The organism is Photobacterium lipolyticum (assembly GCF_003026475.1).
Classification (GTDB): Bacteria; Pseudomonadota; Gammaproteobacteria; order Enterobacterales; family Vibrionaceae; genus Photobacterium; species Photobacterium lipolyticum.
Genome location: NZ_PYMC01000013.1, coordinates 19,513 through 43,081 on the forward strand (window position 1 = coordinate 19,513; position 23,569 = coordinate 43,081).

20 protein-coding genes and 1 tRNA gene are annotated in these 23,569 nt (G+C 43.3%); 10 read left to right on the forward strand and 11 right to left on the reverse strand.

From position 1 onward, the window contains the following. Positions 1-759, forward strand: a complete 759-nt coding sequence (locus C9I89_RS16405; RefSeq protein WP_107284401.1) for a sulfite exporter TauE/SafE family protein — start codon at positions 1-3, stop codon at positions 757-759. Between the two features lie 105 nt (positions 760-864). Here C9I89_RS16405 and C9I89_RS16410 read toward each other — a convergent pair whose 3' ends face one another. Both C9I89_RS16410 and C9I89_RS16415 read right to left on the reverse strand, forming a co-directional pair. Then, positions 865-2,055, reverse strand: a complete 1,191-nt coding sequence (locus tag C9I89_RS16410) for a class I SAM-dependent methyltransferase (protein WP_107284402.1) — start codon at positions 2,053-2,055, stop codon at positions 865-867. A gap of 114 nt (positions 2,056-2,169) precedes the next feature. Then, complete coding sequence (locus C9I89_RS16415) at positions 2,170-3,570, reverse strand: methyl-accepting chemotaxis protein (RefSeq protein WP_107284403.1); 1,401 nt, start codon at positions 3,568-3,570, stop codon at positions 2,170-2,172. 95 nt (positions 3,571-3,665) lie between these two features. On the opposite strand from C9I89_RS16415, the gene yccX reads away from it, so the two are divergent. Further along, the gene (gene yccX / locus C9I89_RS16420; protein WP_107284404.1) at positions 3,666-3,938 is read left to right on the forward strand and encodes an acylphosphatase; all 273 of its coding nucleotides are present in this window, start codon (positions 3,666-3,668) and stop codon (positions 3,936-3,938) included. A gap of 28 nt (positions 3,939-3,966) precedes the next feature. On the opposite strand, the gene tusE is transcribed toward yccX, so the two are convergent. The 3 genes from tusE to C9I89_RS16435 form a co-directional block, all read right to left on the reverse strand. Next, positions 3,967-4,296: a sulfurtransferase TusE gene (gene tusE / locus C9I89_RS16425; RefSeq protein WP_107284405.1), complete on the reverse strand. Its 330-nt coding sequence runs from the start codon at positions 4,294-4,296 to the stop codon at positions 3,967-3,969. Positions 4,297-4,432: 136 nt separating this feature from the next. Beyond that, a complete protein-coding gene (locus C9I89_RS16430; RefSeq protein WP_107284406.1) occupies positions 4,433-5,098 on the reverse strand; it encodes a Bax inhibitor-1/YccA family protein in 666 nt (221 codons plus the stop codon). Positions 5,099-5,433: 335 nt separating this feature from the next. Further along, a complete protein-coding gene (locus tag C9I89_RS16435) occupies positions 5,434-6,339 on the reverse strand; it encodes an SPOR domain-containing protein (RefSeq protein WP_107284407.1) in 906 nt (301 codons plus the stop codon). 193 nt (positions 6,340-6,532) lie between these two features. Here C9I89_RS16435 and C9I89_RS16440 point away from each other — a divergent pair. Then, positions 6,533-6,623 (forward strand) — tRNA-Ser (locus C9I89_RS16440). A gap of 793 nt (positions 6,624-7,416) precedes the next feature. After that, positions 7,417-8,652: a RidA family protein gene (locus C9I89_RS16450; protein ID WP_107284409.1), complete on the forward strand. Its 1,236-nt coding sequence runs from the start codon at positions 7,417-7,419 to the stop codon at positions 8,650-8,652. A gap of 208 nt (positions 8,653-8,860) precedes the next feature. On the opposite strand, the gene C9I89_RS16455 is transcribed toward C9I89_RS16450, so the two are convergent. The 5 genes from C9I89_RS16455 to C9I89_RS16475 all read right to left on the reverse strand — a co-directional run bounded on the left by C9I89_RS16455 (position 8,861) and on the right by C9I89_RS16475 (position 14,492). After that, complete coding sequence (locus C9I89_RS16455) at positions 8,861-9,220, reverse strand: VanZ family protein (RefSeq protein ID WP_170107721.1); 360 nt, start codon at positions 9,218-9,220, stop codon at positions 8,861-8,863. A gap of 200 nt (positions 9,221-9,420) precedes the next feature. Beyond that, complete coding sequence (gene galU, locus C9I89_RS16460) at positions 9,421-10,326, reverse strand: UTP--glucose-1-phosphate uridylyltransferase GalU (protein WP_107284411.1); 906 nt, start codon at positions 10,324-10,326, stop codon at positions 9,421-9,423. Positions 10,327-10,461: 135 nt separating this feature from the next. Beyond that, positions 10,462-11,742 (reverse strand): O-antigen ligase family protein, encoded by a 1,281-nt coding sequence (locus tag C9I89_RS16465; protein ID WP_107284412.1) that lies wholly within the window; start codon positions 11,740-11,742, stop codon positions 10,462-10,464. Positions 11,743-11,828: 86 nt separating this feature from the next. After that, the gene (locus C9I89_RS16470) at positions 11,829-12,956 is read right to left on the reverse strand and encodes a glycosyltransferase (protein ID WP_170107722.1); all 1,128 of its coding nucleotides are present in this window, start codon (positions 12,954-12,956) and stop codon (positions 11,829-11,831) included. Between the two features lie 51 nt (positions 12,957-13,007). Then, positions 13,008-14,492, reverse strand: coding sequence for an undecaprenyl-phosphate glucose phosphotransferase (locus C9I89_RS16475; RefSeq protein ID WP_107284414.1), 1,485 nt, complete (start codon positions 14,490-14,492; stop codon positions 13,008-13,010). A gap of 521 nt (positions 14,493-15,013) precedes the next feature. Here C9I89_RS16475 and C9I89_RS16480 point away from each other — a divergent pair. The 3 genes from C9I89_RS16480 to C9I89_RS22350 all read left to right on the forward strand — a co-directional run bounded on the left by C9I89_RS16480 (position 15,014) and on the right by C9I89_RS22350 (position 18,627). After that, a complete protein-coding gene (locus C9I89_RS16480; protein ID WP_107284415.1) occupies positions 15,014-15,568 on the forward strand; it encodes a polysaccharide biosynthesis/export family protein in 555 nt (184 codons plus the stop codon). 2 nt (positions 15,569-15,570) lie between these two features. Further along, positions 15,571-17,811 carry a GumC family protein gene (locus tag C9I89_RS16485; protein ID WP_107284416.1) on the forward strand — a complete coding sequence of 747 codons (2,241 nt, stop codon included), beginning with the start codon at positions 15,571-15,573 and terminating at the stop codon, positions 17,809-17,811. Positions 17,812-18,171: 360 nt separating this feature from the next. Then, positions 18,172-18,627, forward strand: a complete 456-nt coding sequence (locus C9I89_RS22350) for a hypothetical protein (protein WP_146155079.1) — start codon at positions 18,172-18,174, stop codon at positions 18,625-18,627. A 39-nt stretch (positions 18,628-18,666) separates the two neighbouring features. Here C9I89_RS22350 and C9I89_RS22565 read toward each other — a convergent pair whose 3' ends face one another. After that, complete coding sequence (locus tag C9I89_RS22565; RefSeq protein ID WP_170107723.1) at positions 18,667-18,861, reverse strand: hypothetical protein; 195 nt, start codon at positions 18,859-18,861, stop codon at positions 18,667-18,669. Positions 18,862-18,973: 112 nt separating this feature from the next. On the opposite strand from C9I89_RS22565, the gene C9I89_RS16495 reads away from it, so the two are divergent. The 3 genes from C9I89_RS16495 to C9I89_RS16505 are packed head-to-tail and all read left to right on the forward strand — an operon-like array spanning position 18,974 to position 23,317. After that, positions 18,974-19,516 carry a hypothetical protein gene (locus C9I89_RS16495; protein ID WP_146155080.1) on the forward strand — a complete coding sequence of 181 codons (543 nt, stop codon included), beginning with the start codon at positions 18,974-18,976 and terminating at the stop codon, positions 19,514-19,516. After that, positions 19,509-21,680, forward strand: coding sequence for a lipopolysaccharide biosynthesis protein (locus tag C9I89_RS16500; protein ID WP_107284419.1), 2,172 nt, complete (start codon positions 19,509-19,511; stop codon positions 21,678-21,680). The genes C9I89_RS16495 and C9I89_RS16500 overlap by 8 nt, the downstream gene beginning before the upstream one ends. 59 nt (positions 21,681-21,739) lie before the next feature. Further along, complete coding sequence (locus C9I89_RS16505) at positions 21,740-23,317, forward strand: nucleoside/nucleotide kinase family protein (RefSeq protein ID WP_107284420.1); 1,578 nt, start codon at positions 21,740-21,742, stop codon at positions 23,315-23,317. The last annotated feature ends 252 nt before the right edge of the window (positions 23,318-23,569 follow it).

The following is a 23,569-nucleotide window of genomic DNA, read 5'->3' on the forward strand; positions in this document are numbered from 1 at the left end:
ATGGATATAACGCTTATACAAGTTATTCTGTTATTGGTGACCGGATTTCTTGCCGGTATCATTAATACGCTTGCGGGGGGCGGTTCAAACCTAACCTTGCCTGCACTGATGCTAATGGGGATGCCAGCGGAGGTAGCGAATGCGACTAACCGACTGGGGGTGCTAATGCAAGCCGTTACAGCCGTCGCAGGTTTTAAGCGTCACAAAAAAATGGAATCTGACGATATTATTCCAATTCTTATTCCTTCGGTGATTGGTGGATTATTAGGGGCGGGCGCAGCAGCGTATATGCCCTCCAGCCTCATCAAGCCGCTGTTATTAGGCACGATGTTAACAATGGCATTCGTTATGCTGGTCAAACCTTCAGTGATTGCGCCTGAGCCTGGCACACCAGTTAAGAAAGTGATGCAGACGCCACATTCATGGTGGGGGCTTGGGATGGCGGGTTTTTATGGCGGATTTGTTCAGGCAGGGGTGGGGTTCGTGTTACTTGCCGCATTGGCAGGTACTCTACGTTATGATCTGGTTAGGGCAAATGCATTAAAGATGCTTTGTACGTTAGTGTTTACTCTTGTCGCTTTGGTATTGTTTATTGCTAAAGGGTTAGTGTTGTGGGTGCCAGGTTTGATTCTGGCATTTGGGACTATGTTTGGTGCCCATATTGCCGTCAATATGGCGATTAAAGCGAAGGCATCGACGTTAAAGTGGTTTTTGTTTGTGATGACGTTGTGCGGTTGTATTGCCGCGATGCTGCATTAGCCGCTTTCAAAGGTCTATTTAAGGTCCGTCTAGTTTAGATAAACTGGCCCCTTAGACTGAATAGAAAGCCTAACGGGTGTCAGGCTTTCTAATTTATCGTACTGCTTATTTAACGTAGCAGGCAAAACCTTTCAGATAGAAACCCTCAGGATATGCACTGTCTAGCGGGTGATCGGCAGCCTGACTAAAGCGTTCGATAAATTGTACTTCACGCTTCGCATCAAGAGCTGCATCGGCAATGATCTTCTGGAACAGATTATTGTCCATCAGACCTGAGCATGAGTAGGTCAATAGTGTGCCACCTGGCTTCAAGATCTGCATCGCCAGCATGTTAATGTCTTTGTAACCACGGCATGCACCCATTAGCTGCGATTTTGACTCCGCAAACTTTGGCGGATCCATAATTACCACATCAAACAGCTCGCCGCGCTCACGGTATTCACGTAGCAGTTTAAAGACATCAGCGTTAAGGAATTCAGCATTTTCAACTGGCAGGCCGTTCATCTCGGCATTCATGCGGGCTGTATCAAGTGCCGGTTGAGAAACGTCAACATTGACAACCTGGCTTGCACCGCCTTTTAGGGCATACAAGCCAAAACCACCGGTGTAGCAGAAGCAGTTGAGAACGCGTTTGCCATTAACATATTTCACAGCTGCCTGGCGACTATCACGCTGATCAAGGTAGAAACCTGTTTTGTGGCCACCAACGATATCGACGTTAATTTTTATGCCGTTTTCTTCGATGACGACAAATTTAGGTGGTTCCTCACCAGAAAGTACGCCTGTACGTTGTTTCAGACCCTCTTTCTTACGTACCGCAACATCAGAACGTTCATAGACACTACAATCCGGGTAGCAAATGTTAAGTGCTTCAATCAAGGTGTCTTTTTGTGCTTCAGCTCCCGCGCTTAGTAGCTGACAGACAAGGAAGTTCTGATAACGGTCGATAGTAATACCAGGCAAGCCATCCGATTCAGCGGCGATCAGGCGGTAACCTGTCAGGCCATCACGAGCGGCTAAAATATCACGCAGGCCTTGCGCTTTTTTCAGGCGATTAACAAAAAAATCGACATCAATAGCTTCATTTTTATTGAATGTCCATGCGCGAACACGGATCTGAGACTGTGGAGAATAAGCACCGCGTGCTAACCATTCACCTTTGTTGTCGTAGATATCGACGGTTTCACCCAGTGACGGCTTACCGTCAATGCGGTCAATGCCGCGAGAGAATACCCAAGGGTGGCGGCGGCGTAGTGATTTTTCACGGCCTTTTACCAGATAAATAGAAGCTGTCATGACTTGCCCAGTGTGGAATTCGAATGGGGGCGTATTATGTTGCTCGTTGTTCTGAAAAGCAAATGAAAAAGCCGCCAAATCAGGCGGCCTTAGGTACTTAGGCTGAACTCAGGATTAAGCTTTCAAGCCGTTCATCAGAGATTCCAATACTTGCGCTTGCTGATTTAAACGCTCAATTTCATTGGTTGCTTGTGAAATGACGTCGCAGATCTGGTGTGACTGCTCGCGAACCTGCTCAACATTAGAGGCAATATTATCGGCAACGGCACCTTGCTGCTCTGCAGCGGCTGCAATTTCAGTACTGCGATCGGAGATTTGCTGGTTGCGATCTGTAATCTGGCTGATTTCTCCGTCAACTGAATCCATCATTTGCTCACTGTTTTGCGCATTATCAACGGTATTTTTCATTACTGACATTAGCTGCTGGCTGTTTTTTTGCAATGATTCAATCATCTGCTGAATTTCTACCGTAGCACTTTGTGTACGGCCTGCCAGAGTACGAACTTCATCGGCGACCACAGCAAAGCCACGGCCTTGCTCCCCGGCGCGGGCGGCCTCTATTGCAGCATTCAATGCCAGTAGGTTCGTCTGCTCTGAAATACTATTGATGGTAGTCACCACGTCATCAATCTTAGCAGCATTGTTATCTAATTCAGTGACAGCATTTGCTGCCATGTTAATTTCAGAAGAAAGCGTTGAAATAGCTGATTTGGTTTCACCGACCTGAGCCCGGCCATGTTCAGTAACCTGCTGAGCTTCACGAGTCTGATCTGAGGTCTGATGGGCATGAGTTGCGACTTCACGAATCGATGTGGCCATCTCTTCGGTGGCACTGGCCAGAGAATCCAAGTGCTGTTGCTGAATAGCTGATAACGATTCACTTCGCTGACTGCTTTGGCGCAAACCGCTGCTGATCTGCTGCATCATTGCCGTTGCTTCTTGCGTTGCCTTAACCAGCTTTTGTTCACGTTCGGCGACACGGTCAATGGTTATTGCAATGGTGCTGAACTCATCACGAACTTGAAAGAAGTTCATACGGCCAGTCAAATCGCCATCTGCAAGGTTGAGCAGGGCTTTATTCATAGTGAACATTGCACCGCCAATGAACGTCATAATATAGTAAACAGACGCTAAAACTACAGTCAGCAAAGTGAGTGTCAGGCTGATTTGTATCGATGAGAGGTAGCTATATAAGCTTGGTGCATCGGCAGCTGAGAGCGAATAATTTAATCCGGCCACCGAGGTGGAAAAATCACCGCTCCCCAGTTTTAAGCTGCTCTCACTCAGCAGCACTGAGGCATCAGACCTACTGACATTGTACTTTGCAAATAGCGCTGCGGTTGTATCGAGTTGTTTCGTCGTGATTTCAGTACGCTGATCTTGGGCAGCATCAACTAAAATTGCACTAACACTGATAATTGCTATCAATGGAAGTAGAAATAAAAGATAAAACTTTTCTTGCAGCTTTAAGTGAATGAGGTACTTATCAATCCATCGAAATGCGATTTCTTTCATTGGGGCATCCTATTTACAAAGAGTACTTTTGTTCTAATTGACAAATTACTATATAAGAGCGTATCGGAATATAAATAGATTTCTTGAGGTGATTTATGTCACAAATTTGTGTAAAGGCTAATGTGAAAGGCATAGTACAAGGCGTCGGGTTCAGGTTTCATACTGCGCACGAGGGGCTAAAGGACGGGTTGACGGGGTATGCGATGAACCTTCCAGACGGAAGTGTTGAAGTATTAGTTTGTGGCCATGAAGAAAATGTGAATAAATTGCTGGCTTGGTTAAAAGAGGGGCCCAGAATGTCAAGGGTTGATAAGATTGAAGCAGAAGAACTTGAGTGGCGGCATGTTGATGGTTTTGAAATCAAATAAAACAGGGCGTGAACGCCCTGTTTTTATGCTAGATACATTTGACCGGCTTAGGTAATCCGGCCAGTTTCGTCGCCTGCTTGGCCGGGCCTTTCGGGAAAAGCTTATAGAGATAGCGAGAGCTACCTTTGTCTTCACCGTATTTCTTAGCCATGGCTTTAACCAGCATACGGATAGCTGGCGATGTATTGAATTCCAAATAGAATTCACGAACAAAGTTAACCACTTCCCAATGTGCTTCGGTTAGCTCTATGCCTTCTTCTTGTGCCAGAAGAGGAACGAGCTCGCTTGACCAGTCATCAATATTCTTCAGGTAACCCTGAGCATCGGTTTCTAATTGTTTGCCTTCGAATTCAAGCATGATGTGCCTCGATATTTGGAACGCAGAGAGGATAGTGATTCAGAGACTTTGCTGCAAGTAAAAGTAAGGAATTAGGCGTTCGCAATAAAAAAGCGCCCACAAATGGACGCTTTAGAAATCAGTCTGCGACTAACTATTAGTCATCACCACCCATAACGCCTAAGATTTGTAACAAGCTTAGGAACAGGTTGTAGATAGATACGTACAGCGTAACTGTTGCAGAGATGTAGTTAGTTTCACCGCCACGAACAATTGATTGTGTGGTTAGCAGAATCGCTGCAGATGAGAACAGTACAAACATACCGCTAATTGCCAGAGAGAGCATCGGCATCTGCAGGAAGATGTTTGCAATCATGCCAACAATAATCGCGATGAAGCCTGCTAGCAGCATACCGTTCAAGAACGATAAATCACGTTTTGTCGTAAGTGCATACGCAGAACACGCCAGGAATGTCAGTGCCGTTCCGCCTAGGGCCGGAACAATAGCATGGCCTAAACCTGCACCAAGGTACATGTTAAGGATTGGCCCAAGGGTATAACCCATGAAACCCGTTAATGCGAAAGTAAAGACAATGCCTAAGCTACTGTCACGGTTTTTTTCTGTCAGGAACATTAAACCGTAGAAGCCAACTAAGGTGATGATAATGCCAGGATAAGGCAGGTTCATTGCCATAGAAATGCCAGCAATAGCAGCAGACCAGATCAGCGTCATGGATAACAGGAAGTAGGTGTTTCTTAAAACCTTATTGGTTGAAAGTACGCTATCGTATGAAGCACTACGATTGACAATACGATCGTTCATAAGTTGTCCCCTTAGGGTTAGTTATATTGATATCTAATAAGACATATATGAGGGTAAAAGTTCATAAATGCAAGTTATTCATGTGCATTTCAATGATCACTGTCCCGGAATGTCTTTGCTAGTGTCTTATCACGGATGATACTTAACATTTCATTATCTTTAAAAACAAAGTTGTAAAAATATGTTTCAATGCCGATAAAGCCTTCAAAAACAGACTCTTATTTTATGGGTTGTATGAAAAGCGAACACACTAAATCCATGCGGGGCATGGATCAGTGATCATAAATACGGATATTCAATTTAGCGAACAGGCGCAGCAAGTTGGGTATATAAACTTAGTCAGATACACAAGTCGTGTAAAGTAAGGCTGGTGGACGGTATTCATCGTATTTACCGTTTCTTAAGTTAAGAGTTTTAATCTCACCTGATAATGGATTGACAGAACTGCTCCAATAATTGACCTGAGTTGGCCATTGATACCGCAGCAGAAGGTGCTGCCCGTAACTTTGAAGCCGCTCTAATTCTTCAAAGTACGGTAAGCGCAAGCCAAAACGTTTACACCAACTCTCAGCAGAAGAGATATTAACCCGAGACCAATAGTTATCTTTTTCGTTGATAAACATTGGAGGCATAGTTTTTGTCGAATTGATATTTCGAGGTTGATGATATTTTAAGCCATTGAAAGTGAATGAGTAGATAATTGAATTTAAAATCACCCGATTTTCAATCAATGTCGTAAGTTGTGCATTTTCTGCTTTATTTTTCGATGGTTTCGCCGCGGGTAGGCTCTGCTGTTTTTTATTTAGGATATTGATTTTATTCGTTGTTTGACGAATAAAAGTACTTATATTCAGCTCATCTGAAAAGCGTTCTTTTGCTTTCAATGCTTGAGTGTGCGCGGGATATGGACCGACTAAACACCGAAATTTATCGTTTTCTTTGATCAGATAAGCTTTATTACTAAACAAAGTGTTTACCTTTTCAGTAAACGCCTTGCCAGGTAAAGAGCGGCTGTAATTGCACTGAACCCAGAAGCTTCCTTCTTTAGGCTTGGGTTTTTTTCCCCATAATCCGGAACCAATATCGCATTGATCATTTAGTTGCCGCCAATCACCAGTCTGAGGTGATGAAACTGTGTGGCAAAACGTTATCTCGGTCTCAGTGGCAAGGGCTGAGTGCGCAAATAACAAACAAGGCAACAACGAGCAACAAACAGCAAGGGGTTTCATATTGCTAGGCATGATGGCTTACTAATAATAATCACAACAACGAATTTTAAGATATATAAGAGCATAAAAAATATCGTAAGTAAGTGTAAAAACGCTAGAACAAGTGTAACTATACCATTTTGTTTTTATTTTGAGCGGTTGAGCAAAGAATAAAGAAAAAGAGTTTACAACAAAAACAGAGGTGCGTAGTATCCACCGCACTTACGGAGAGATGGCTGAGTGGTTGAAAGCACCGGTCTTGAAAACCGGCATACGTTTATAGCGTATCTAGGGTTCAAATCCCTATCTCTCCGCCAAATTAAAAACAAAAAAGCCGTTGATAATCAACGGCTTTTTTTGCATATGGGCATTGCAAGCATCCATCATAGGATTGACTGAGACAATGTACCTACTCCCCGCATCTGCCTGCCAAAATCCTTGAAAAAATCTCACGTCGCGGACGGGCTTCTTTTCTGATCTCGCTGCTGCAGCAATGACGCATATTTGAATACCCAGCGGTTCAATGTTGAGTGAGTAACATTGATGTCTGACAGAAAGTGGTGACCTGAAAAATAGATACTCATTATACGAGAAGTTGTGGGCTGTGGCGGAGATCATAACTTACTGCTCCGGCTTGCGACAGAACCTTGATTTTAAAGACATACATATCTCTGTCGAAAAACTTTTATTACTAGGAAGAGGAACTGAGTGAAACGGATCAGGGATTTTATGCATTTATAACGACATAAATGATGCACCAATAGAGCTTAAGTTTGAATTTTAATGAACTTATTGTGACCAACTTATCAGAATTGGACTAGATTCAGCTAATCGAGGGTTTAAATCACTGAGATTATATTCACAATTGACGAATCATTCGTAAATAAAGTGTCATGACAGCCAGACTATTGACATAATTGCGGATAATTAATCGTAAAGTGACTATTCATTCTATTAGTTCGCTATTCCTAGCGAAATGATATTTTGATGTTTGTCACATTCCCTCTAAATAAATTCACTTACCATAGCGCCACTTTAATCATTCTTTCAAATACGATCTATTAAAGATAAGAACGTATTTATGTACTCTATAAAAAGGATAAATGTCTAATGAGCGGCGATATCATTAAGTTTTCAAGAAACACTGAAAATGCACCCAAAAGTTCAGTATCTACACAAACTGTAGCTTTTTCTCATTATAATAATATTTCAGCTCAGTTACCCGTAGACCCTAAAACTGGTGAAATTGTAGTTGGTTGTGTAAAAGACCAGGCAAAACAGTGTTTAGACAATATTAAAGCAATTGTAGAAAGTATCGACCATGTTATGGACGACGTTGTTAAACTAAATATCTTCGTTAAAAATATCTCAGATATTGACGCGATAGACGAAGTTTATACAACTTTCTTCCAAGATGCTCTTCCTACACGTACGGTTGTTGCTGTTGCAGCTTTACCTATGAGTGATGCTCTAGTACAAATTGATGCACTTATTTCAAACGGTGAAGGTACAACTCCACAAGCCCCTTGCGCCCTAATTAAAGTTTCAAGAAATACAGAAAATGCACCCAAAGGTCTATACTCACAAACGGTCGCTTTTTCTCATTACAATAACCTTGCGTCTCAATTACCTGTCGATCCAAAAACGGGTGAGTTGGTAGTTGGTGGTATTAAAGAGCAGACTGAACAGTGCTTAAACAACATTAAAGCAATTTTAGAAAGTATCGACCACGTTATGGATGATGTTGTTAAAACAACTATCTTCCTTAAAGATATCTCGGATGCTGAAGTTGTAAACGAAGTTTGTGCAAAATTCTTCCCAAGCTATGTTCCTGCACGCACAGTTGTTAGCGCTGCGGCTCTACCAATGGGCGCTTTGGTACAAATTGATACATCTGTATCACACGGTGATGGTACACCACCACAGCTTCCTGAAGATACGCGTTTACTGGTTATTGAAGCAAACAATACGGAAAATGCACCAAAAGCGTCATACTCACACACTGTCGCTTTCTCTCACTACAACCATGTTTCTGGTCAATTACCTTTAGACCCGAAAACGAATGAATTAGTTGCTGGTGATGTAAAAGCGCAAGCGGAACAATGTCTAAACAATATTAAGGCAATTATTGAAAGTGTTGACCATGTGATGGACGATACCGTTAAAATCAATATTCAACTTAAAAATATCGCAGACATTGATGCTGTAAACGAAGTTTACACTACCTTCTTTAAAGGCGATCTTCCTGCAAGAACAGTAGTTGGCGTTTCAGCTATCCCTATGGATGCTTTAGTACAAATTGATGCTGTTGTTTCTAATTGTGAAGGTACACCTCCACAAGCATAATAAGTATCTGATTGCACCTGATTCGTTATTCAACTTTTATCAGCTGCATTTATTTTACAAATATTGGGCAGGTTTTTATTATTTGACTGTTTGAATAACGGTCAAATAAAAAACTGCCCATTTTTATTCCCCGTCAGTTATAAATAGCTCGAACGTTTATTCCTGTTTCTGACTTAAATGGCAGTGAAAATATACTCGCTTAGTTTTACTAACGATGTTCATGATCCTTAGTCGTGGTTTTTAGCAGCAAGCCGCTTATTCCCCAACCCAGAAGCAGGCCAACATAATTGGCCGCCAGATCTGCAAAGGAGAAATGACGATAACTGGATAATAACTGCAATAGTTCATCGGCCGAGAATGAAATGAACAGGTAGATAAACACTGGATTGATAAATTTTGTTGATAATTGGTTTCGGGAAGTATTTACCGCTAAGCTTACCAATAATGAAATATAAAATGCCGCAATCAGGTGAAGTACTTTGTCCCCGCCTACAACGCCCTCAGCAGCTTGAAAAAATGAGATTTTCCAGCCAATGCTTTTTAGCAGTGAGGCGCAGGCGAACAGCATAACTGATATCAGTACAAACGCTCTAAAGAGTAAGGTTGGTAACATTATTTTCTGTGGCTCCACATCGTTTTACTCTCGTGTTTTCAAATATCAATAGTGTTTACTCAAGTCCACTTTACCAGAGCCTTGTGTTACCGAACCTGCCAACAAAGAAAGTCAACAGGTTGGCAACGATCGTAAGGTAAAAAGAAAATCCACCGCTAGCCATTTGAAATTAAGGGTGTTACGTCAGGGTTGGCTTCAGTGACAGAATCCGCGTTTTGGCGGTGACTCTGGACTGTTTCGGCTAGATATATATTCTGGTAACAGTAGTTGGTGGCGTCGATAAAGCCTTCGACACTGCCACAATCAAACCTTTGCCCCTCAAATTTGTAAGCTAATACACAACCATTTTTTGCCTGCTCCAACAACGCATCGGTGATTTGTATTTCCCCATTTTTGCCGGGTGGGGTATGCTCCAGGATCTCAAAGATATCCGGCGTTAGAATGTAGCGGCCGATAATAGCCATATTGCTGGGTTCGGTGCCGGGGTCCGGCTTCTCGACCATGTCTTCAACCCGGTACAGGTTATCTTTGATCTTCTGGCCAGCAATAATCCCATATTTATGGGTTTCATCATCTGGTACTTCTTCAACTGCAACGATAGAGCAGCGGAACTGTTTATACAGTGCGACCATCTGTGCCAGCACACCTTCATGCTGGTTGATGCAAAGATCATCAGCTAACACTACTGCGAACGGTTCATCACCAACTAGGTCTCGCCCGGTCAGGATAGCGTGGCCTAAGCCTTTCATCTCATGTTGGCGAATATAGGTAAAACTTGCACTTCCGATGGTTCGGCGAATATCGACCAGCAGCGCCTCTTTGGAGCTGCCACTGATTTGATGTTCCAGCTCATAATTTTTGTCAAAGTGATCCATCAGGGAGTGTTTACCCCGGCCAGTCACAATACACATGCCTTCTATGTTTGCTTCCAGTGCTTCATCAACACCATATTCAATCAGTGGTTTGTTGACGATAGGCATCATTTCTTTTGGCATCGACTTTGTGGCAGGTAAAAAGCGGGTACCGTAACCTGCGGCCGGGAAAAGGCATTTTTTGATCATATTCCAGTCCTGAACTATTACTCTATGTATGAATGATAATTTGGAGAATGACACCATTTTGGTAACGTTACTTATTGTTTCGTCGTTATCAGAACGAAGTTATAAGTATATTTTCACCAGAATAATATATCGGAGTCACTGTCCGCCCCGGATATTTCTTTCGTTTTCAAAATCAAGTAGATGGGTTCTTGTATTGTGCTGCCCCCCTAACGCAGAATGATATTGAACGGCTGTAACAGACATACTTGAATGTACAGAAAGATAAGCGACAAAAAATGCTAAAAAGAACACTGTTTGAGGCCCCATGGAATCACTCATCATATTGGCTAGTATGTATGCAAATATCGATAATTTGCATACCATCGCCCGATCATTCTCGACTCTGCTGTTCGCCTGCTTGGTACGATAAAAGACCAAAGAGCAGAGGAAGCAGCTTATAAAAAATGTTCCGGCTGGGCCGAAAATACGCAGATAATCAATGAATAAATTATGACTGTGAGGAACGGATGGCGGCAGGCTGCTGTTAAAGCCTTCCCCAAGATAAGGGTAGCTTGTGCCTACACCCCAGGAGTAATCCCATAACTCTATTCGTGAAACGATGGTCCGGTATTCGAGCAAGTCATCGAGCGACAAAGTTGTCAAGACTTCAAACAGGCGTGGGTTGACACGTAGTAAAATATTAGATTGTGTAATTAAAATAGCGGCAAATGACAAGAAAAGGATACCACCTAAAAATTTAGCGATATTTCTGCTGGATATAGGAAATGAAAAATAGGCGATAAGGATGACGAGGGAAACAACGACGTTTGTCTTTGAGCCAGCCAGAAGCATCATCATGAAGCAGGCAGCAACCATGACAATCGCGAATGTTTTTTTGAATAGCCTGGCCTGCGCCAAGAAGTTAGCGACATAGAAGAGAAAAGTAGTCGAAACCATAATAGCCAGTTGATTTGGGTGTGAAAATAGCCCTGAATAACGATCTCCGTCATAGTATGAAGAGGCTAAGCTAAGCCCATTTTTTTGTAGCAAAACCACGAAAAGGTTGAGTATTAAGCCTATCGTTATTAGGTAATAAAACCGTTCGAAAAGACTTTTATCGTTGTAGAAAAGGAACGATAAATAGAGATAAGAAGTTGTAAATATGATCACGGCAGTAAACGATCTGGACATCACGCCATCATCAGGGCTGATCATAAAGCGAACAATATGCAAAAGATAAAGTACCAGCACGCAAATAAAAAGCAGTTTGTTTTTCCGTGCTTCGTAGTGGAAAAACGATAACATGGTTCTGTCTTTTAGCACCGTAACAAATAATATGGCAAGGCACATGATGATATAAACGTAGCTCAGGCTTGCCCTGGAGTCTCCTAGCCGCAAAAAACTTGGCATGCACGCAAGCAGCAAAGCAATGCTCATTAATACCTTGAATACATTGGTTAAATGGTGTTCCCTAGTCATAAATGTCGTCCCGCATAATGAATCATGAATCGGGGAGGGTACATTTAGCGAGTGTATTCACTGTTAAGCTCTCCCTTATATAAGTCCAGCCATCTCTTGTTCGTTACATTTACATTGAACTCTCTTTTTGCAAGGGTATAAGACGCTTGGCTCATTCGTGCGAGGCGTTTGGGATCGTCTTTCATTAATTTGATTGCGTTTACATATTCTTCAACTGTCTTGCATGCATAACCATTGTCATATTCCCCCCGACTATCCTTAGCGTCTCGCCTCGGGTGCAAGCAGTCGAGATTAGACTGACAAGTGGAGGTTACTATAGGTATTCCCAGTGCCAACGATTCGATAAGTGTTCTCGACAAACCTTCCCAGCGGGAGGGATGGAATATTAGCGAGGATTGGCTTATTTCTTCAAATAAATCAGATTGATCCATATATTCAATAATATTAATGTTATCCGGTAGCCCGCCCTTTTTATCGATAACACTTTGGCGATAATCAAGGTCAGAAGATCCGATCCATGTAAACTTGATTTCACTCAGATTCTTTGCGACATCAACGAAAGTATCAAAGGCTTTCTGATGGCATATTCGACCGACAGAGATCACCTTAAATTCATCATCATTATTATGACTACTCGGTCTGTCCTTAATTACCACAGCATTATTAATGTTAAATATTCGTTTGGTGAATTTTTTACCTATATTGAATTCGGCCGGGCCACAGGAAACGGTACGTCCCAGAACCGACAAACAAATTTCTACGATGAGAAAAACTTGTCTGACTACCCAGTTGATATCTTGTCGAAGAAACGAGTAGGCTCGTGGCGAATAAAAAACATAAGGGACGTGTTTTCCAATTGATGCCAACCGAGCATACATGCCGCCATAACTACTATGACCGTGAATGGCATGGGTATTTTTATCGATAAAGGATCGTACTTTTAAAATATTAGCTATATGGCGAAACAGGCCTTCAGAGGACATCTCTACCCAAGTGATATCGGAATCAATATCTTTGATTTCTGATTCTGTTCCGTCCCGGCGGCAATAAAAAACAACTATTTCGTACTCATCTTTTAAAAGCCCACTTAATTGTTTCAGCGACTTGGCCGTTCCGTAGGCAAAGCATTCTGTGACTTGTATGACTTTTTTCTTGGGTCCGTTCTCTGCCATCATTTGCCTCCTGCGGGTAGCGACGTGTTAACTTGTACCTGTCTACAAAAATTAGTACGCATCATGTGATAATAGTTTAAATGGTGTGATTAAGAGAATTTTAAGATCGAGCAAAAGGCTCCAGTGATTAATATATTCAATGTCATGAGCGGCTCTTAACTCCATCCTATCAAGGGTTTTAGTGGTGCAATCATCACCACCACGAAAACCGCATATTTGTGCCAGGCCGGTAATTCCGGGCTTGATGCGATGCCGAAGCATAAAGCTAGGTATGTGTTTTGAATAAAACTGGTTCACCTCAATGGCATGAGGCCTTGGCCCAACCAAGGACATATTCCCTTGGATCACATTGAATAGTTGTGGCAGCTCATCAATGCTTGTCTTACGAATGAATTTACCCACAGCAGTTACTCTCGGATCATTGCGCTTTGCTAGCTCGAGTTTGTTCTCCTTGTTTTCCATCACATACATCGATCTGAATTTCCATATATCAATCTCCTTGCCATCCCAGCCATGGCGCTTTTGCTTAAAAAATACCGGGCCGGGAGAGGTTAATTTTATCGCTAAGGCGATCGGGACCATTAAGGGCAGCAGTATTATGAGTGAAGTTAGGGCAATGACTTTGTCCATCAGTGACTTCATCAGCATGGCTTTTACACTCGACATAGGGCTGCCCGATAAAACCAACAGTGGCAAGCCAGAGAGTTCCTTAATACTCTGGTTGATGGTTGTAATAGTAAAAGTATCGGGAATCCAGATGATATCGACGCATTGCTCGTCCAGCTCTTTAATAATATCTTCCACTTTACTGGACTGACTTAATAGCAACGTTAGATAGATGCGCCGAATATTGTGTTGCTTGAGGATATCTTTCAAATCATCAATTGTGCCAAGCACCGGCACCGGGCCATCCCATGACGATCTGGCTTCAGGATCATCATCAATGATGCCAACGATCTTATCGGGCAACCATGTGTTATTACTAAGTTTATTAACTAGTTGTTCGCCCAGTGCATTGGCTCCAACAACCAATGTCGGGATAGGTTCACGGAAGTGAAATAAATACTTTTTAGAAATCAGATAGGTAAGAAAATAGACTCCTGATTGAACCAATAATCCAATTGTTGCCCAAAGAACCAGTACTAACCTTGAATATTCAGCTGATGATTTAGTTATAAATGTAAAAAAGACTAATGACAGCACGACCAATGCCCAGGCCTTGCTCAGAACCCAGAGTCCAAATAGAAAGCTTCTACGGCGTCCTAAGAGATTACCGTCAGACTGGTGATACACGCCCATTAACTGGTATATGATGTAGACGAGAAGGCCATTAACGACAGCAAGAGGTTGATACTTTTCCGCCACTTGCCCTTGGTTCCAGTAAGCACAACCCATCATAATCGCTATGGAAGCGAGAATACTGCCGTAGAGTTGCCCATAGACCAACAAGGTGTCGTGAAAGCGGTAAAGCTTTTTGTTAGGGCGGGCATCAACAAAGTATCCCGACTTATTGTTTATGTTCTTCATTTTTGACATCTTCTGTAGTTCCCGAATAGCTCAATGCAGCCAAGCTATTATGTAAATAAAGTCCCTTTGTATTTGCTAGATCCCTCTTTTGTTACTAATTTAATATCAGTGATGTTACTAATTTAAGATAAGCAAATGGTTAAGATGTTGTCGTTTTCATTTTTGAGATTCACTTGCAATAATTAGAAATGAATTAGGTAAATTACTGAATGTGAAAGAATTAAAATATAAAGCTGTGGAGATGAGATATCGGTGAGAAATCAAAAAGGATATTTTACGTAATGATTTAATTGTCTGACGGATTGATAAACTGCGTCGAAGTATACGAATAAATTGCAGTTTGTTATTGACTAATTGTTTTTTATTCAACAAGACTTAAACATTGACTCAGGTTTGAGGCTCTAACAGACATTAATGGATGCGTAGCTTGAATTTTCGGGCATCGGGTGTTGAGGGACGACATCTAATTGTAACATCGACAGAATTGAATTGATCGTCGTATTTTTTTCAATGGAGGTCAACGTAACTATATGAAATATTATGATAGGTTTTTCATTCTGGGCATAGTGCTTATCACACTCCTTAGCTCGCTTCAGGCTTTTGGCCAGGGTCGGGGTGACGATTCCTATATTCTTGGTTCCGGTGACCGAATTGCGATTAGTGTTTTTGGTGAAGACGATCTAAGCACGGATGTCGTGATCCCGGATACCGGCAAGATTAAATATCCGTTCATTGGCGAATTGCAGGTTGCCGGGTTAACAATATTTGAACTCGATAAGCGCATTACTCAGAGGCTCAAAGGTCCTTACTTTGTCAATCCAGAAGTCATCGTTTCTATTAAGGAATATCGGCCCTTCTATGTACATGGCGAGGTAAACGCTCCTGGTGGATTTCAATACCGGCCGGGGTTGAGCGTACAGCATGCCGTTGCTCTGGCGGGCGGGTTCACTAATCGTGCCGCTCGCGACAAAATTACCATAGTCCGAGCTGGTAAGCAGGGTAATAAATATAATTCTGTCCCAGTTAAGCTGAATGATTCAGTCAAAGCGGGTGATTTGATCACTGTAGAACGGAGCTTCTTCTAATCATGAATATAAGCAATTCACCAGCTTCAAACCCAGATACGCCATGGAGCAGAGAAAACGAGGTGTCACTTCGGCAATACCTGAGCGTGGTCCGCCGTTCGGGGTGGCATATTTTACTATCGGCTATTGCCATAAGCTTAATTGTCGCACTGTTGGTTTCTGTTATGACGCCGATTTACCAAGCCACGGCGACCGTCATGATCGAATCCCGAACGGCGAAGGTGATATCTATCGAAGAGGTTTATACCCCCGATAGTAATAGTCAGGAATATTATCTGACTCAATATGAAATACTAAAATCCCGACCGCTGATTGAGCAGGTTATTGGTGAACTGGATCTGTTGAATAATCCGCAAAATAACGTTTCACAAAATAGCATTCTCGATTCAGGTTGGAGTGAGCGGATAGCGTCAGCCGGCTGGCCTAAATTCAGAGATTGGATTGTCCAACTGGCAAAAATTGACTTAGAGCCGACTGACATTGAAAAACCGACAGACCAGATGCAGTTTGTCGTCATGGATTATATGGAGAACCTTAAGGTAACGCCAGTTAAGAACACCCAGCTTATAGATGTGAAATACAGCTCGCCGGATCCTGAGCTTGCCGCAGCTGTGGTTAATGCCCACGCCGATGCCTATATCCAGAGTATCCAGGAAGCGAAGTTTTCTATTACCCAGTCTGCGGAAAAGTGGTTATCGCGAAGGGTTGATTCTTTAAAAAACAATCTTGAGGAGTCTGAAAGAAAACTGCAGGCTTTCCGCGAAAAGGAGCAACTGGTTGATGTCGAAGGTTTGCAGCATCTGCCTTCGTTGGAGATAAATGAACTGACGATGAAGCTGGCAGAAGCCCAACGAGCGCTGTCAATGGCGAAAAACGATTATCAACAGGTTAATCGAAGGGGCAGTGTTTCGTCAGGCGATTTCGATTCGAATCCTGCCGTACTGGATGATCCATTGGTACAGGAATTCAAAAACCAACTGGGTGCCGCACAACAAAAACTGACCGAGCTGGAAAAGCGCTATGGTCCAAACCATCCTAAGATGATCGCGGCCCAGACAAACGTGAACACAATAAACAGAAATTTATCACGACAAATTAATAATGTTATTCAGGGGATAAGGAAAAAATACGAAGTGGCCCAGGCTAATGAATCTGGGTTAAAGCGAACAATTGAGTCGGCAAAAGAACAGTACCATACAATAGGTCGAAAGGAATCGGAATTGAGTTCGCTTCAGCGGGAAGTTAACGCAAATCGTGAACTCTATAATCTATTTTACAACCGGCTAAAAGAAACGGCCGAGACAGGATACCTTCAGTCTGCGAATGCTCGGATTATATCGCCGGCTGTCATTCCCATGACGCCTATCAAACCGCAGAAAATGCTCACTATTATTATCGCATTCGTTCTCAGCGTGATCGCAGGCGTGATTATAGCGTTTGTGCGTGATGCGCTTGATAACAGTTTGACCAATATCGCCGATGTCGAGTTAAAGCTCAAATATCCACTGCTTGGTGTTGTCCCTCTACTCAGGAATTACCGCAAAAAGCAACTGATCAGTCATTCACAAAATGATGCGAAAGCACGCAGATTTAATGAAGCTATACGCAGTATTCATACGGGGATCGCAATAAGTGCAATGTCTAAACCGAATAAAATGCTGATGATCACCTCGACTGTTAGCAATGAGGGAAAAACCAATCTGGCAATAAATCTGGCCTATAGATGCGGGATGTTAGAGTCAGTTATTTTGATTGAGTGCGACATGCGCCGACCAAGGTTGAGTAAGGAATTAAAAGTAAAAGAAAATACACCGGGACTTGCGGAACTCTTGGCTGATACTGCCCCCCTGGAGGACTGTATCGTGGAGAATGAAAATATTCATTTGATTACGGCCGGCGGAAGAATTTCTGATCCACTAAAGTTAATCAGCTCTGCCCGTTTTAAAAATCTGCTGACAAAACTGGCATCAACATACGATAGAGTCATTCTCGACTGTCCTCCCGTCTTGCCGGTGAGCGATGCGGAAGTCATTTCAACGAATGCTGACATGGTGGTATACGTGGTGCGTGCAGATTCTACCCAGCAAAGCCAGATAAAAAACGGTCTAGAAAAATTGGCGCGGGTGAAAGAGATGCAGATCGGGATTGTAGTGAACGGACTCGATTTTCGAAAGGCTGAAACATACGGTGATTACAGTGACTATAGTGATGATCTCTATGAGCCATTGAATGCTGAAAAATGATGACAAAGTATCACGATTTATTATTGGTCTAAATCGCGTTTAAGGAAATAGTCACCCTTGAAAATAGAATTAATTGGTTGCACAAGTGCTGGTAAATCAACGTTGCTGAAAAATATGATAGCTTCTCATCGTAATAGACAGCAGGAGATTATTTCGGGCGATGACTTTGTTTTACGGCAAACGCTCTTGGCATGGCTACCTCATCGTATTTTGCGAGTGTCTGCTATTAACATGATCGGAATTATATGGTGTATTTTAAATTGTCGAAAACAACGAAATCTTCTGAGTTTTTCATATCAGTATTTATCTCGGCTGCCGTCGACTATTACTCTTCGAGAGCGATTAAAGATCGCTAGAATCTTGGTTCGGAATATTGGCATACATGAATTTATCGCATGTCAGGATACAACAAATCGCATCATTATTATCGATGAAGGCATACTTCATATCGCTCATTATCTGTTTGTCCATGAGTCCATCGAGCCAGATCTAAAACAGCTGCAAACATTTATCGAGCTGGCACCATGCGAAGACGTGGTGGTCTATTTGTGTACCTTAAAGAATACGCTGATTGAAAGAACTCGGGTTCGAGGTCATAAACGTATTCCTGACGGTTCGTTAGAAGCCATTGAATCGTTTATTAATCATGCCATAACTACCTTTAATTTCTTGGGGGTGAACCCGAAAATAAATCCTAAACTACTATTGGTTAGCCCCGGCAGGGAGGTGTCGATGGCCTCGGACAAAGACTTTAGCCCGATGGTTGAACAAGCGAAGCACATTATTCTGACTGGGCTGGAAGAGGAATCACTATAACTTTAGATGCTTGTAATGAATGGCACTGCAGGAGTGGACTCAACACTGGTGCTTACGATCACGGTGCAGGAAAAGATTAACGCTGAAAATCAGAGTGGAAACTATGACAGAAAACAGAGCGAAAAGTAGCGATGCTGCCGTTATCGCATTGGTCGGACCGGAGGCCACCGGCAAGTCCACACTGGCGAATGAAATAGGGGCCTGGCTGGGAGAGTCATATAGCGTACGCGTCATTCATGCAGGGAAACCTCCCGCGACCTGGAGCACCTGGCCGATACATGCATTATTACCCTTAATGAGAAAAAAAATGCCTTCTTTACGAACTTCCCGAATAGAGGGGCATGTTATGACTCAAGAACAGGTTGGCAGCCGTACCGCAGAGACTGTGAAGTCACGTAAAAACACCCAAAAGCTCGCATCAATAATCTACGCCATTCGTGCAGTCTGTGTTGCCTGGGAGCGTCGTCAGCTCCTGGTCGGGAGCCGAAGGGCTGCAGGTAGTAAGGGATTTATTATCTGTGACCGCTACCCGTCAAATAGGCCAGGAGGCATGGACAGTGCCCGTCTTGTCGTCGATGCTGATCATAAAGGGGTTATATCGGCGTTATATAATCTATTAGCCCGTCTCGAAAGCAAAATATATCAACAGATCCCACCTCCGGATATCGTTTTACAATTACAGGTTTCTTTGGAAACGGCCAAACGACGCAATCGAAGCAGAGTCAAGGCGGATAAAGAAGGGGACGGATATATAGAATCCCGCCATCAAAAAGTCCGCGGTTGGCATCGTGTCGGAGCAGAGACTGTGCATTATATTGATACCGAACAGTCATTGAACGACACGATTCAGAGTGTAAAAGAAGCGATTGAGAGCACATTAAATGACTGATAAGTCACATTCATCCCATGTACTTGACGGGGCCGTAATAACAACGGCCGCCGCTATTATTCAGGGGTTGGGTCAAATATTGGTGCTGGCAGTATTAGCACGTTATATAACCCAGACGGAATTCGGTTTGGTAACCGTTACTATGGTGGTGATTGGACTAGGACGCCAGTTCGCGGAGGCACTGATCAGACCCGTGATCGTTCAGCGAGAGAGTCTGTCGACGCGAGACATAGGAACCGCATCGGTACTTTCCTGGGTGTTTGGTGCCGTTGCGCTGATCTCAATGTGGCTGCTTGCGCCATTCATCGGAAGGTGGTTCTCCGAGCCTGATATAGTACCAATTATTACGGCGCTTTCTTTCGTGTTTTTGCTGCAGGCACCGTCGTTGGTCGCAGAAGGACTGCTCCATCGGGAACTTAAATTCACTGTTCTGGCTTTTGCTGAAGTGCTGTCATTTGTCTTGGGTTATACCTTGGTGGGGGTGACACTGGCGCTGGCAGAAGTCGGTGTTTGGGCGCTGGTGTGGGCTTGTATTGCACAGGTCGGGATCAAAAGTTTAATCCTAATTTGGAAAAAGCCGGATTCTCTAAAAGTGGCTTTTGATCGTGATTCATTCCGCCATATATTGTGGATGGCTGGTGGTTTTAGTTCCGGCAAGCTGTTGGGGTATGCCGCGACTCAGGTTGACTACTTAGTGGTTGCGGGAGCGATGAATTCAACTGCAGTAGGGATATACGGGCGGGCTTACCAGTTGGTTACCATGCCGGTTATGTTGTTCGGGCAGGTATTGGAACGAGTCATGTTTCCTGTCTATTCACGGTTGCAAAGTGACCTGCAGAGAGCCACCGAACATTATGGCCATGCGATAGCGCTCAGCGCAATACTGATGGCACCGACATCGGTATTGTTAGTAGTTTTGGCTCCGGAGATCGTGCGCCTGATACTCGGGCCTGACTGGTCTGAAACGGTGGTTCCACTGCAAATTTTGGCATCCACATTGCTGTTTCGAATGGGATATAAGCTTAATGATTCGTTAACCAAGGCATTCGGACTGGTGTATCAAAGAGCCTGGAGGCTGGCGGTCTATACTGGGGCGGTTGCTATCTTCACATCCTTTGGCGTGCAATGGGGGTTGCCTGGCGTTGCTGTGGGTGTGTCTTTTGCCATTTTGTTAAATTTTATTTTAATGGCTCAATTGTCATTAGAACGATTAAATATTTCCTGGAGTTGGTTTGCCATTAAACATGCCCGGGGGACTATTTATGCGCTTTGCTTATTGCCGCTTGCGCAAGCGGCAGCAATGATTATGCGGCATTATGGTGTCGGCTATGTGGGAATTATATTTGGGGTGATTGGCACCGTCTGTGTCAGTATTAGCATAGCCGCAATAATTAGTCCTGCTCTGGTCGTGGGGCCTGATGTGCGCTGGCTTGCCAGGGTGGTGGCTTGTCGTCTCAAACCAAAGTCAAATGACAGTATCTTACCTGAGTCAAGGAACGGCATAGTTGTTGAGTTTTGTGGATTAACCCCGGAAGAAAAGACGATTCTGCCAGGAATAGTCATCAACTTGTTAAAAGATCAGGGGATCCCAGCGACTGATATGTTGCAGCATTTGGCCCGTCGAAATTCAGGTATTGAGTACCGAATAGGATGCTTACGCCTTGCCTTGAAGGCGTTGAAGCGGGCGCCACGAGCAACTCTTTATCAAACATTGCTAATGATCGGATCTGAAAACGAGGGTCAAGAAAAAGGACTTGCCAGAACAGTGTATTGGCTGGCACTAGGGGAGCTTGTGTCAAAGGCTCAGATTACGCCGGGCGTGCATTTGTTGATTGACGGCCCTATGCAGCAGTTGTCAGTCAAGAAAGGGGATTATGATAGCAATGCGTTTTTGCCTCCACAGAATCTTTTGGTAGATCGCCTTAGCCCTGATCTTTTCTTAGATCTGCGCGTGCACAGATCTGCACCTCTCAATAAATTCTTTAGTCAGATTCAAAATGAAATTGGTGGTGCCCGTACACTGGTGGTGGATTTTACTGAACGTCATAGTGATATGAGGTCACGCGCGCACTATGTGGCGGAATACCTCGCCACAAATTGGAGAGGGCGAGTACCCGAGGGACCCGTGACTGACAAAAATGGCTCGATAAAGAACTCGCTATGAGATTTTTTTATTAACGAGGTGCATTTTTTGCGTCTACTATTTTATACGATGGATTGAATATGAATGAGGATACAATGGAATCATCCTATATCTCAGATCTAAATATTGATCAGGTCTACCCGGATAGCATTGATACACCTCTTCGCGTATTCAAGGAATTCGCCAGAGAGAGTGTGGTGTATTGCCATTGGGAAAGTAATGCAGAGCTACAAGAAGGACTTCTTGGTTACAAGGATCTTGATGTTCTTGTTGAAAAAGGATGTAGCCGTAGCCTAAACAACGCATTAATAGAAGCCGGATTTAAACGGTTTCAAGCGGTAGCGACTAATGGCTTTCCCGCGGTTGAAGATTATCTCGGGCTCGACCTCGAAACCGGAATGCTATGTCATTTGCACTTGCATCATCAGATAGTGATGGGTGAAAAACACCTAAAAAGTTACCATCTGCCTTGGGAGCAGAAAGTGCTTGCCACACGGGTGTTTGATCATAAGGAAAAGGTTTATATTACTGACCCCAATATGGAAATATTGTTGCTACTGGTAAGTGCCGCTTTAAAACTCAGAATAAGAGATCGTATATTCTATTTTTTCCGGAAAAATTATTTCAGCAATGCAGAGTTAAGTGAATTTCACTGGCTGCAAGATCGACTGGATCTGGATAAAGTGATCGCGAATGCCGAAATGCTGTTGCCAAAAAAATCTATTGAGCCATTCAAAGAAATCATTACAACATCTCAGCCCACAATTCATCAGATTACTCAGTTTCGCAAGCACACTAAACCAGAGATGCAGTTATACCGAACCTATACCGCTTTCGGTGCCGGATGGCGGCAATACTTAAGGGAGTTGGTTTGGATTGGTCGTTATATAAATAAGAAATATCTCCATACGGCAGTGCCCCTCAAACGGGTAAATGTAAAAGGGGGGCTTCTCGTTGCGGTGTTAGGGTGTGACGGCGCAGGCAAGTCGACACAGATAAAAGAAATTCAGAAGTGGCTCTCTTGGAAGGTTGACGTGCTACCTGTTTATTTCGGCAGTGGGGATGGGTCAAGTTCCTTGTTGCGCTGGCCGATGAAATTGGCCGCAAAACTGTTACGAAACCGGACAGGAATAAGAGCGGAAAAATACCAGAATGTCAGCAACCACCACGAAGATGATGCGAGCGAACGTCGTTCAGGTTCCAGGTTAGGATTAATTGCTAAAGTTCTTTGGGCTTCGGCCCTTGCGTTAGAAAAACGTCGTAAATTACGCAAGGCAAATATGGCTCGAAACCGCGGTATGGTGGTGATTTGCGATCGGTATCCGCAAAATCAAATTATGGGATTTAACGACGGGCCGCTGTTATCCGGTTTGCTTGGCCATCGGTCGAGCATATTGCGCGCAATCGCAAGGTGGGAAGGGCGTCCATATTCTCTGGCTGAAGACTATTCGCCGGATATTGTCATAAAATTGACCATCACCCCAGATCTTGCAGTAGAACGCAAAAAAGATATGTGTATTGAGGAAAGCTGGCGACGTGTTGAAGCCATTAATAATTTGCAATATGGTTCTGAGACTAAAGTAAAAGTGATTGATGCAAGTAAACCTTTGGATGAGGTATTGCTGGAAATGAAGCGCTGTATATGGGAAGAGTTCTAACCATTACTGAAACGCCGGTAGATAACCAGCCTTGCGGGACAAAAAATATTTAATGGTGGAACTTAAATTTTTCACATTAAGCTACATACTCAAACCACCTCAAGATGCGAGATTCAGCGTTTTCTCTGAGAGTGCCCGAGTTAAAGTACTCAAGGTTTCAGATATTCATAGCGAAACTTATGGGTGTCGCTGTATATCTGAATGCTGAGAAATCGTAATAGATATTGAGAAAAGCGTAATGAATATCTAAGC